A 13,839-nucleotide genomic window follows, 5' to 3' on the forward strand; every position below is an offset into this window, starting at 1 on the left:
TGATACCAAAGGACTCAAAAGATGAATCAGTCTATTAGCTTATCCAATATTACCGCTAAAAAGGAATTAATCATTACTTTGTTTTGTGCTGTTGATTCTTCTGATTGGGATTTATTATTGAAATGTTTCGACAAAAATATTATTTATGAACGTCCAGGTTATCAGCCTTTCATAGGACTTGAAAAACTACTCAGTTTTTATAAGCATGATAGAATTATTGCGGATGGTAAACATAAAATTGAGCATATTGTAATTGAAAATAATCATGGTGTTTGTTGGGGGCAATTTATTGGGATACATAAAAATAGCTCTCCCATTAATGAACGTTTTGCGGATGTATACTCTTTTGAGAATGGTAAGTTTAAAAGTCGAATAACTCACTTTTTTAGACCAGCAGTTTAAGTTATATCCAACAGTCTATATAGCAACTTTTCAAAGTCTATCTCTGTATCTCTGTAGTTCAATTAAACAACTAATTTTCAACAATAATTATTATTATGAGCGATATACTAAAACGTCTAGAAGCTCTTTCACCAGAAAAGCGAGAATTAGTTTTACAAAAACTGAAAAAGCAACAACAATCTACACAAAATAATAACAGGCTAACTCCACCCCTAACACCCGTATCAAGAGAGCAACGCCTTCCCCTCTCTTTTGCCCAACAAAGACTGTGGTTTCTCGACCAACTAGAAGGCGAAAATTGTGTCTATAACGTACCGTTTTTCTGGCAGATTCGCGGATTTTTGAATATAACTGCGTTAGAAAAAGCGATCGCAGAAATTGTCCAACGTCATGAGGTCTTACGTACTAGTTTCTATGTTGTCGATGAGTCACCGATACAGGTGATTCACACTCATCCGCAACTGACAATGCAACTGCTAGATTGGCGACAATTGACACAAGCAGACCAGTTAAGCAAGGCGCAGCAGTTAGCAGCAGAAGAATTACAACAGCCCTTTGACTTATCAAACCCTCCTTTGCTGCGGGTAAAGTTGTTGCAACTGGCCGATCAATCTCATCTGCTGTTGCTGGTTATCCATCATATTGTTTGTGATGGCTGGTCAATGGACATCTTTCGCCGGGAATTGTTCAGCCTTTATACTGCTTTCTGCGCTGGAAAAGCTTCTCCTTTACCGGAATTATCTCTACAATATGCCGATTTCGCCCACTGGCAAAGACAATGGTTGCAGGGAGAGGTACTGCAAACCCAACTCAATTACTGGCAAAAACAATTAGCCGGAGTCCCGCCTCTGTTAGAATTTCCCACAGATAGACCCCGCCCATCAGTGCAAAGTTTTAGGGGACGGAGTGAGTTTTTAGAACTCAATCAAGATTTAACGGAGAAGTTGAAGCGTTTGAGTCAGGAATCAGGAACTACCCTGTTTATGACAATGCTTGCAGCATTTACGCTGTTATTGTCGCGCTACAGTGGTCAACAGGATATTGTAGTTGGTTCTGCGATCGCTAATCGCAATCGTCGGGAGACAGAACCCCTAATTGGCTTTTTTGTCAATACCTTGGCATTACGTACCAATCTGCAAGGGAATCCAAGTTTCTTAGAATTACTCGAACAAGTCAAGCAAGTAACTCTGGATGCTTATGACCATCAAGATTTACCCTTTGAGAAACTAGTCGATGAATTGGGTTTAGAGCGATCGCTTTCTCATCATCCCCTATTTCAAGTGGCGTTTGGTTTGCAAAGTGGAACCCAAGAGAAACTAGAAACTCCTGGATTATCTCTAACCCGTTTTGAGTGGGAAAACACAACAACGCTGTTTGATTTGTCGCTGATGTTCCGTGAAACTCCTCAAGGCTTGGTAGGAGAATGGGAATACGCAACCGATTTGTTTGACGCTAAAACCATTCAACGGCTGACGGGGCATTTTGCCGTTTTACTTCAGGGAATTGTTGATAATCCTCAACAAAATATTAATAATCTGCCATTAATCGCAGAAAGTGAACGTCAGCAACTCCAAAACTGGAATCAAACTAAAACTGATTATCCCCTAAATCAAACTTTAGTTGACTTGTTTGAAGTTCAAGCTGCCAAAAACCCTAATAATCTCGCTTTAGTATTTGAATCTCAAAGCTTAACCTACCAACAACTTAATCAAAAAGCAAACCAACTAGCTCATTATTTAATTCAAAATTATCAAATTAAGCCAGACACTTTAATTGGTATCTGCGTTGAACGGTCTTTAGAAATGATTATTGGTTTACTCGGTATTCTTAAAGCAGGTGGAGCTTATGTACCGATTGACCCCAATTATCCCAAAGAACGGATTGAGTTTATGTTAGAAGATTGTGGGTCATCGGTATTGCTGACCCAAAGTCACCTTAAAGAACAATTACCTCTAGCTAAACTCAAATACCAGGTCATTTGTTTGGATGAGGAAACTTTTGCCCAAGAATCAATAGATAATCCCAATTCTAAAACTACTCCTGATAATTTAGCTTATATAATTTATACCTCTGGTTCAACGGGGCGACCAAAGGGAGTGATGATTGAGCATCGCGCAATTGTCAATCTCAGCTTAGTCTGGGCTAAAACTTTTCAAGTTCAAGACAATAGCCGTTTGCTTCAGTTTGGTTCTTTTAGTTTCGATTTATCTGTCGCTGAAATTGCAACTACCTTTGTCACTGGTGCTTGCTTATATCTTGCTCAAAAAGATACCTTATTACCCAGCCAAATTTTAGTTGACTTCTTAAGCAATCGCAAAATTACCCACAGCTTTTTATCTCCTTCGGCCTTATCTGTCTTACCTCAAGCGACCTTACCCGATTTACAATGTCTAACTGTTGGTGGTGAGGCTTGTTCAGCAGAATTGGTAGCACAGTGGGGAACAGAACGGAGTTTATTTAATTGCTACGGGCCTACGGAATCTACGGTTAGTGCTGCGATCGCTCTGTGTGATCATAATGGAAAAAAACCGCCCATTGGTAAACCGTTGTCTAATATCCGCATCTATATATTAGATGCTCACAATCAACCATTACCCGCAGGAATACCTGGGGAATTGTGTATCGCTGGCGTTGGTTTAGCACGAGGCTATCTCAATCGTCCTGAAACTACCTCTGAAAAATTTGTTGAAGTTGAATTATTTGGCAAAACTGAGCGAATTTACAAAACTGGCGACTTGGCAAGATGGAGAGATGATGGAAATCTTGAGTATTTGGGACGCATTGACGATCAAGTTAAATTACGGGGCTTTCGAGTTGAATTGGGTGAGATTGAATCGCTATTATTGCAGCACTCTTTAGTTAACGAAGCTGTTGTTATTTTATATGAAACTGATAATAATCCCAGGTTAGTAGCTTATGTCACGGCATCGAAAAAATCCAGCAATTTAGCGAGTCAACTCAAAGACTACCTGAAAATTCGCCTGCCGAATTATATGATTCCTAGCCAGATTATGGTGTTGGATCAGTTGCCCCTTACTCCTAACGGTAAGCTAGATCGTAGAGTATTACCAGCACCAGATATAGCTACTTATACTAACTTTGAAGCCCTTGTTACTCCAACTGAAGAACTGCTGGCTACTTTATGGCAAAATCTTTTAAAAGCTAAGTCTATCGGTCGTCAAGATAACTTCTTTGAACTGGGGGGACATTCTTTATTAGCAACCCAATTAGTTACTCGTATTCGTGACAGTTTTGGGGTAGAAGTGCCTGTCCGTAAGGTATTTGAGCAAAGTGTTTTGTCTGAGTTGGCAGGAGAAATTGACAAGGCTACTTCCAGTGTCACCTTACCACCCATTACACCACAGCCTGAAAATGCTCCTAAAATTTTGTCCTATTCCCAATCAAGACTCTGGTTTTTAGACCAACTTGAAGGCATAGGAACCTCGGCTACCTACAATATGTCAACAGCACTGCAACTTGATGGCAAGTTGAATATAGAGGCGTTGCGTGCAAGTTTTGATTATCTCCTCGATCGCCATACCATTCTCCGCACTTATTTTCCAGCACTGGAGGGAGAGGCACAAGTAGTCGTCCAAAATTCAGAGGATATAGAAGTACTGACAATCGCAGATTTACAGTCACTCGATCCTCAGTCTCAAGCAGAAACTGTACAACGTTTAGCCGATACCCATGCTCAAGAACCCTTCGATTTAAATACTGGCCCCCTGTTCAAAGCACAACTGCTGCAACTTAGCGAACAGAAAAATGTACTGATGATTAATATGCACCACATTATCAGCGATGGCTGGTCAATGGGTGTGTTTAAGCGCGAATGGGAACAAGCTTATGCTGCTTTTGCTGCGGGGTATACTCCGAATTTGTCACCATTGCCGATTCAGTATAGCGATTATGCAGCTTGGCAGCGCAGTTGGTTACAAGGGGAGATTTTAGAAAGCCAGGAAAACTACTGGAAACAACAACTAGGCGATGCTCCCCGATTGCTGGATTTGCCTACAGATCATCCCCGTCCAGCGCAACAAAGTTATCAAGGTGGGCGTGAGGAATATCCTTTAAGCAGCGAACTGACTCAGAAACTCAAAATTGTCAGTCAAAAACACGGGGTTAGTTTGTTTATGACCCTGTTAACGGCTTTTAGTATTTTACTCTCTCGTTACAGCCGTCAAGAGGATTTATGTATTGGTTCTGCGATCGCTAACCGCACCCATAGCAATACAGAATCGTTAATTGGTTTTTTTGTCAATACCTTAGTATTACGGAGCAAAATTAAGCCAGAGCAAGGATTTAGTCAGTTACTCCAACAAACCCGCCAAACTTGCCTAGATGCCTACGCTCATCAAGATATTCCCTTTGAGTATTTAGTAGAACAGTTACAACCAGAACGCAGTCTGAGCCATAATCCCTTATTCCAAGTGATGATGGTGTTCCAAAATACTCAAGAAGCGGGGAAAAATATTAGTTTATCAGGGCTGGATATTCAATATTTAGAGCAAAGTTTACCATTTGCCAAGTTTGACCTAACACTGGATCTTTGCGAAAGGGGCGGCCAACTGCATTGTATGTGGGAATATGCCACAGATTTATTTGAAGTAGAAACAATTCAACGGATGGCGGGACACTTTGAAGTCTTGTTGGAAGCAATCGCCCAAAATCCCCAACAACCAATCAGTAAACTACCCTTAATCACAACCGCAGAAATTCAACAACTGCAAATTTGGAATCAAACCAATATCAATTATCCCCAAAATCAGACTTTGGTGAGTCTGTTTGAACAACAAGCAGCACAAACGCTCGATAACATTGCGGTGGTGTTTGAAAATCAAAGCCTGAGTTATCAAGAACTCAACCAACAAGCTAATCAGCTAGCCCATTATTTGTTGGAACTCAAAAGGGAGCAACAATTACCTGATAAGCCTTTGATTGCGATTTGTGTGGAGCGATCGCTATCAATGCTCATTGGTATTTTTGCTATCCTCAAAGCGGGTGGTGCTTATGTGCCGATTGATCCAAGTTATCCTCAAGAACGCATTCATTTAATGCTCGAAGATAGTAATGCTTCTGTATTACTAACAACACACCCCATCAAAAAGCAACTTCCCCTAGAAAAACTAAAAAATTCCTGTCAAGTAGTATTTCTAGAGAAAGAAACATGGGTTAATCAGTCAACAAATAATCCCAATTTGCAAAGTAGTCCTGATGATTTAGCTTATGTAATTTATACTTCTGGTTCTACAGGAAGACCAAAAGGTGTAGCAGTTTGTCACTCTTCACTGACGAATTTCTTATATTCAATGAAGGAAAAGCCTGGAATAGCTGCGTCCGATACTCTTCTGGCTATCACCACTATATCCTTTGATATTGCTGCACTGGAAATTTATTTGCCTCTTATAGTGGGAGCCAAAATTGTTCTAGTCAGTCGTGAAATTGCTTCTGACAGTTTACAGTTATCAGAACAATTGCTTAATGGGATCACTTTCATGCAAGCGACTCCAGCGACTTGGCGCATATTATTAGCCGCCGGATGGAAAGGTTCAACACAACTAAAAATCCTCTGCGGTGGTGAGGCTTTAACCTGGGAACTTGCTAATCAACTACTAGAAAGAAGTGCTGAACTCTGGAATCTTTATGGCCCGACAGAAACCACTATTTGGTCAGATATTTATCAGATAAATACTTTTGAGAGAAAAAACTATTCTCAAGGCGCTGTGGTATCTATCGGGAAGCCCATTGCTAACACCCGGATTTATATTCTAGACACCTATAACCAACCCCTTCCTCCTGGTATTCCTGGGGAACTCTGCATTGCAGGTGAGGGTTTAGCACAGGGTTATTTGAATCGTCCCGATTTGAGTGCTGAAAAATTCATTGACCTCAATCTCTTCAACCAAACTGAGCGGATTTATAAAACTGGCGATTTAGCTCGTTGGCTACCTGACGGCAATTTGCAATATTTAGGTCGCATCGATCGCCAGGTCAAACTTCGTGGTTTCCGCATTGAATTAGGTGAGATTGAAGCGTCTTTACTCAAACACTCAAAAATTCAGGAAGCAGTTGTCATTATCCGAGAGGACAGTGATTTCGATCAACGTCTAGTAGCATACATTGTCCCAACAGGAACAGAGGATGAAGACCTTCAAGGTGAACAGGTGGAATTATGGCAACAAGTTTTCAATGATGCTTACCATAAATCACAAGATCCAGAAGATGACCCAACGCTGAATTTGGCTAGCTGGAATGATAGCTATACAGATAAACCTTATCCCAAAGCTGTAATGCAAGAATGGCGGGATAAAACTATTGACCAAATTCTGGAACTTGCACCCAAACGGGTCTGGGAAATCGGTTGTGGGACAGGGATGTTATTGTTAAAAATTGCTCCCCATTGTCAAAAGTACCTGGGTACAGATATTGCCGCAGCAGGGTTACATTATATTGAACAACATCTTCAACAGCAATCTCTCAAAGAAAAAGTTACTTTAAAACAAAGTGCAGCTAACCAATTTAACGGTATTGAGAAAAATAATTATGACCTGGTAATACTCAATTCTGTTATTCAGTATTTTCCTTCTTTGGACTACTTGTTAGAAGTTATTGGTGGTGCTGTTAGTGCGGTGAGAAATCAAGGAAAAATATTTATTGGAGATGTGCGAAATCTCCATTTACTAGAGGTTTTTCATACCGCAGTTAAATTTAATCGCGCCCCTGATGAATTATCAGTTAAGGATTTGCGTCAACAGATTCAAAAAAGTATTCACACCGAAGGCGAGTTACTAATTGACCCTAATTTATTTATTGCCCTAAAACAAAGATTTCCTCGGATTAGTCATGTACAAATCCAAATGAAACGAGGTTATGGGCAGACGGAAATGAACCGTTTTCGTTATGATGTTGTTTTACATTTGGATCAAACAGATACTCCAATTGCAGAACCTGAATGGTTAGATTGGCAAACTGAGCAACTCAATTTAGAAAAAATCGAGAGAATTTTAACAACTCAGCAACCCGATTTTATAGGTATTAAGAATATTCCGAATGCGCGTCTAACTTCAGAAATGGTGCTGTTAGAAAAAATTAGTCAATTGGATGGTACTGTTTCAGACTTAAAAGCCGCAGTTGCCGAATTCAGATCAGGTATAGAACCCGAAGCATTCCGAAATTTAGTACGAGATTTGCCCTATACGCCTTTTATCCAATATAGCCCCACAGAATTTTCTGATTACGATGTTGTTTTTCAACGGAATATTCCTGGACAGGTGACACTACCACGATTTAATCAAGAGGGAAATTTGCGGTTGAAACCTTGGCAACATTATGCTAACCAACCATTACAATATCGCACCAATCAAGTTGAGCCAGCGTTATTAGAAGAATGGCGAGATAATCTGGAAAAAACTCTTCCAGACTATATGATTCCTAGTCATTTTATTGTTTTAGAAAAACTGCCACTAACACCAAATGGCAAAGTAGATCGCAAAGCTTTACCCGCTCCAAATGCAACCATTTCATCAACAAACATTGAATTGCCTGTAACCTCTACAGAAAAATTGCTGGCCGAATTGTGGGCGAAGCTGCTTAAATATGAAGCGATCGCCCGCCATGATAACTTCTTCAAGTTGGGAGGACATTCCCTATTAGCAACCCAAATGTGCTACCGCATCCGCGACACTTTTAAAGTAGAACTGCCACTGCGTCAAGTATTTGAGTCTCCTATCCTCAGCGAATTGTCAAATTATATAGATAGCTGCATTTGGGTTAATTTTTCCACAGCAGATATACAACCTTTAAACTCAGACGAAGAGGAAATTGAACTATGACTATGACACAAAATCAGCAAATAGTTTCTTTAATGCTTCGTTTGCAGAACATAGGCTGCAAAATTTGGGCTGAAGATGATAAGTTACGGCTTCGTACTAGTAAAAATGCTTTAACTTCTGAACTCAAGCAAGAAATTCAAGCCAACAAAGCAGATATATTAGCTTTCTTAAATTCTGCCAAAGCTGGATCTGTCATGGCAGAGGAAATTCCAACTTTACCAAATGATATCCCCAAACCGCTTTCCTTTGCTCAACAACGCCTCTGGCTGTTAGGGCAACTCCAAGGGCCATCAGCTAGTTATAATATGCCGATCGCTTTACAACTAGAGGGCAATCTCAATATTGATGCTTTGCATTCTAGTTTGGCTTATCTGCTGAATCGGCATGACAGTCTGAGAATGTATTTTCCCACAGTGGCGGGACAACCCCAGGTTGCGATCGCAAATTTAGACAACATCGAAGTTTTAACGTACCAGGTACTGGGGACTGGGAATCAAGAAACAACCGTTCAGCGTTTTATCGATGCTCATGTTCAAGAACCCTTTGACTTAAACACTAGCCCTTTATTTAAAGCAAAACTGCTGCAATTGAAGGATCACAAATATGTGTTGCTCATAATTATGCACCACATTATTAGTGATGGCTGGTCAATGGGGGTCTTTGTCCGTGAGTTACGGGAAGTCTATACCGCCTTTGCCCAAGGTCATACCCCAACTCTTGCACCATTACCCATTCAATACAGCGACTACGCAAACTGGCAACGCCACTGGTTACAAGGAGAGGTATTAGAAACCCAGATCAACTACTGGAAAAATCAACTCAGTGATGCTCCTCCATTACTGGAATTGCCTACCGATTATCCTCGTCCAGCACAGCAAAGCTACCGAGGCGATCGCGATCGCTATTCTTTATCGCCTGACTTAACTCTTGCCATTAAAACTCTAAGTCAACAGCAAGGGACAAGTTTGTTTATGACTTTGTTGGCGGCTTTCAATATTTTGCTTTCTCGTTACAGTCGCCAAGAAGACTTATGTATTGGTTCTCCTATTGCTAACCGCACCCATAGCCATACGGAAGGATTAATTGGCTTTTTTGTCAATACTTTGATACTGCGTAACCAAATCAAGCCTGAGCAAAGTTTTATCGAGTTCCTGCAACAAACTCGCCAAAATTGTTTAGATGCATACTCTCATCAAGACATTCCCTTTGAGTATCTGGTAGAACAGTTGCAACCAGAACGCAGTATGAGCCATAACCCCTTATTCCAGGTCATGTTCGCACTAGAAAATAATGAAAGTCCCGACCTGAGTTTACCAGGCTTAGAGATTGAATGGCTCCCATTAAGCTATCCGTTTGCTAAGTTTGACCTAACACTTATGGTAATAGAATCTAATAACCAGTTAGATTTAACTTGGGAATACGCCACCGATCTTTTTGAAAAGGCTACTATCCAACGGATGGCGGAACAGTTTGAAGTTCTGCTGAAGGGAATTATTGATAATCCTCAACAACCTATCAATACTTTACCTTTGATGACAGCGCCCGAACTTCTGCAACTACAACGCTGGAATCAAACTCAAAACGCTTATCCTGACGATAAAACTTTAGCTGAGATATTTGAACAACAAGTTGCTAAAAACCCTAATAATCTCGCTTTGGTGTTTGAATCCCAAAGCTTAACTTATCAGCAACTCAATCAAAAAGCGAACCAACTTGCTCATTATCTAATTCAAAATCACAAAATTAAACCAGACACTTTAATTGGTATCTGTGTTGAACGGTCTAGTGAAATGATTATCGGTGTACTCGCTATCCTGAAAGCAGGCGGGGCTTATGTGCCGATTGATCCCAATTATCCTAAAGAGCGTATTGAGTTCATGTTAGAAGATTCTGGGACATCAGTGTTGCTGACCCAAAGTTTTCTGCTAAATCAATTACCAATCGCTGAACTGAAAAAACCCTGTCAAATAATTTGTTTAGATAAGGAAACTTTTACCACGTTAAAAGAAAATCCTAGCCCTCAAAGTATGCCTAATGATTTGGCTTATGTAATCTATACTTCTGGTTCTACAGGACGACCAAAAGGGGTAATGATTGAGCATCAAGCAATTGTCAATTTAAGCTTGGCTTGGGCTGAAACTTTTCAAGTTAAACAAAACAGCCGTTTACTTCAGTTTGGTTCCTTTAGTTTTGATCTATCTGTTGCTGAAATTGCGACTACCTTCGTCACTGGTGCTTGCTTGTATCTTGCTAAAAAAGAAACCTTGTTACCCAGTCAAATTTTAGTTGACTTTTTAACTCATCATAAAATTTCCCACGCCTTTTTATCTCCTTCAGCCTTATCTGTCTTACCTCAAGCGACCTTACCCGATTTGCAAACCATAGGTGTTGGTGGTGAGGCTTGTCCAGCCGAATTGGTGGCGCAGTGGGGAACGGGACGGCGTTTGTTTAATTGCTACGGGCCTACAGAATCTACGGTTAATGCTGCGTTAGCTATGCTTGCCGTAGGCATCGCACTTTGTCATCCTAATGGAAAGAAACCGCCAATTGGTCAACCATTATCTAATATCCGCATCTATATATTAGATCCTCACAACCAACCATTACCCCCTGGCATACCTGGAGAATTATGCATCGCTGGTGTGGGTTTGGCACGAGGCTATCTAAATCGTCCAGATTTAACAGTCGAAAAATTTATCAAAATTGAATTATTCGGTCAAATTGAGCGAATTTACAAAACTGGCGACTTAGCAAGATGGAAATCTGACGGAAACCTTGAATATCTGGGTCGCATTGACGATCAGATTAAATTACGGGGCTTTAGAATTGAACTCGGTGAAATTGAATCGATTTTGTTGCAACATCCATTAGTTAAAGAAGCAATTGTCACCTTATATAAAGCTGAGAGTAACCAGAGTTTAATTGCTTATGTAACGGGAATCAATAATGATTTGTCTACCCAATTAAAAAATCATCTAAAATCCCGTCTGCCCGATTATATGATCCCGGCTCAGATCATCGTATTGGATGAGTTGCCTTTAACTCCCAATGGCAAAGTTGACCGGAAATCTTTACCTACTCCAAATGGAGTAATTGAGGGCTTATATGTAGCTCCACGTAACGAAATTGAAGAACAACTGGCGCAAGTTTGGTCTGCTGTACTCGAACATCAAGATATTGGGATTCATGATAACTTTTTCGATTTGGGCGGTCATTCTTTATTAGCAATCAAACTGCTCAATAATATTCAACAGGTGTTTGGGCAACATCTTTCTTTAAGTAGTTTATTTCAGAATCCTACTATTGCTCAACTCGCAGAACAACTTTGTAATACTGAGCTTCAACAGTCAAATCCCGATTTACTTTTATTCCAACCTCAAGGAAATGCAACCCCTCTATTTTTTCTTCCTGGCGCAAACGGACATGGCTTCTATTTTCGAGATTTGGCCATCAATTTAGGAACTGAGCGACCAGTATATGGACTCGAAACTCCAGGAAGAGACGGCTCTAGCGCACTCCCTGAATCAGTAGTAACCCATGCAAATCAATTGATTGATATATTGCGTCAACAGCAAGCGAAAAGCCCATATATATTAGCAGGATACTCTTCAGGTTGTGCCGTTGCTTTTGAAATAGCTTCCCAACTCGAAAAGCAAGGTGAAACGGTAAGTTTACTAGCTATCTTAGATGCTGGACTGGTTTCTCAGCCTGAGTATTTTACTGATAGAGCAGAGCTTGATTGGATCTGGCAATTAATTCGACGAATTGAAGTATTAAAGGGAGTTTCTTTAAGACTAAAATACGACGATTTAGCTGCTCAACCTAATGACCTAGCTAGGTGGAATTTAGCGGCAGAGTATTTGTACCGAAATAATGTTTTACCGGAACACTCCACCCTTTCTTTACTCAAAACTAATATGAAAGTAATGAAAGGACTAACACTGAATTACGCTAATTATCAGCCTAATCATTCAATTTCTGCCCCGATTATTTTATTCCGCGCTCAAGAAGTTAAGGAGATTGTCTTACAAGAACTCCAAGCTTTTTCTGATTACAATCTACCCGATTGGGGATGGCAACCCTATACTCAAAAGCCTGTCAAAGTAATTTCTGTACCTGGCAACCACGGTCAGATGCTTTATGAACCCAATGTCAAACTATTAGCTGCACAATTACATAATTTGATGGTAAATACAGCAGAATAGAGTATTTCAATAGTCTATTCTTACCTTTTCTTTAGCCCACTATAAAATGATTCTGCAATAGGTATAATGGAAACTATTTCTATCAGAATTTCCGATGAAACCCTGCGTGATGGAGAACAACAAGCAGGCATCTTCTTCTCTTATCCAACTAAACAAAAACTTGCCTATTCCATTGCTCAAACGGGAGTCGATGGACTCGCTATCATGCCCAGTGTTTGTAAACAAGAAGAAGAATTAGTCAAATCATTAGTATTAGAGGGATTCGATAGTCTGCTCACTGCTTGTACCTTAATGGGAAAGGAGTACATTGATAAAGCCAAAATGTACGGAGTTAAGCGCATTATCCTTTTTTACGGTCTTTCCGATCGCCTGCTGTTTTTGCGAGATCCTCAGATCCGTTTGTTGAACGAGTTTAAAGGAAAAACCATTGATGACGATATCCCTAAAAAAGTAATCGAGATAATTCGCCAAAACGCTATTGATACAATTGTCGAAAATTTGCGCTATGCCACTAAGGTTGCTGGTCTTAGGGTAGACTTTGCCGCCGAGGATGCTTCAAGAGCTGATTTTGACTTTTTAGTGCAATGTATCCGCTCATGTAGCCCTTATATTGAACACTTTTTGCTTTGTGATACAGTCGGAGTCCTCACTCCAGAAAAGAGTTATATCTGGGTTAATGATCTGCTCCAACGTACAACAGGCGTTGCTTTCGGGGTACACTACCACAATGACATGGGCTTGGCTCTAGAAAATACTCTCCAGTCCGTTATGGCCGGAGCGACTTTAGTATCGGGTACATTTTCCGGGATTGGTGAGAGAGCCGGAAATGTTGCGATTGAGCAGGTATTAAATGGGTTGCGAGTCCGTTTTGGAATCGAAGTCAAAGGGATTAATTATGATGCGATCGCCGCAGTGACAGATTACATTGATCAACTGGGGATTCGTCCTGCTCCCCCTTACTCTCAAACTGCTCAACGCCACGAATCAGGTATCCATGTCAATTCTTTGTTTAGCGATCCTCAAAGCTATGCTGCTTTGCGTTACAGCACTATAGAAGTTCTCTTCGGCAAATGGAGTGGAGTCAGCAATTTTCAATATCTATTTGAAAAGCAACTACAAAATCCCCAACCCAGAAATCAATATGAAAAAATGCGCTCAGTAATCAAATCTCTTGCTGTTGAGCAAGAACGTTATTTTACAGCCAACGAGGTATTAGAGTTATGGAAAAATGGGGTCTTTAAATAATCTATGTTCTCGTATAGTAGCTCGCTACTGTCATGGGATTGGAAAAAATATCCGCGAGCTACATCCTACAGCTAAAACATATAGACTTTGTTTGCACATTACTGTAAAACCCTAAAAGCATTGCAAAACAAAGAATGTAGTCAATATAGTAAAAT

At 40.3% G+C, this 13,839-nt stretch carries 4 protein-coding genes; all 4 read left to right on the plus strand.

Annotation, left to right across the window (positions count from 1 at the left end; all coding sequences use genetic code 11):
* Positions 1-21 precede the first annotated feature (21 nt).
* Positions 22-402, plus strand: a complete 381-nt coding sequence (locus ACFFRD_RS29010; RefSeq protein WP_392479122.1) for a nuclear transport factor 2 family protein — start codon at positions 22-24, stop codon at positions 400-402.
* Between the two features lie 95 nt (positions 403-497).
* On the plus strand, positions 498-8,234 hold the full coding sequence (locus ACFFRD_RS29015; protein WP_392479123.1) for an amino acid adenylation domain-containing protein: 7,737 nt from the start codon (positions 498-500) through the stop codon (positions 8,232-8,234).
* The gene (locus ACFFRD_RS29020) at positions 8,231-12,439 is read left to right on the plus strand and encodes an amino acid adenylation domain-containing protein (RefSeq protein ID WP_392479126.1); all 4,209 of its coding nucleotides are present in this window, start codon (positions 8,231-8,233) and stop codon (positions 12,437-12,439) included. The genes ACFFRD_RS29015 and ACFFRD_RS29020 overlap by 4 nt, the downstream gene beginning before the upstream one ends.
* Positions 12,440-12,505: 66 nt before the next feature.
* Entirely contained in the window at positions 12,506-13,684 is a 1,179-nt protein-coding gene (locus tag ACFFRD_RS29025; protein WP_392479127.1) for a 2-isopropylmalate synthase, read from the plus strand.
* Positions 13,685-13,839: the final 155 nt, after the last annotated feature.

This window comes from Nostoc sp. C110 (assembly GCF_043099725.1).
Lineage (GTDB): Bacteria > Cyanobacteriota > Cyanobacteriia > Cyanobacteriales > Nostocaceae > Nostoc > Nostoc muscorum_A.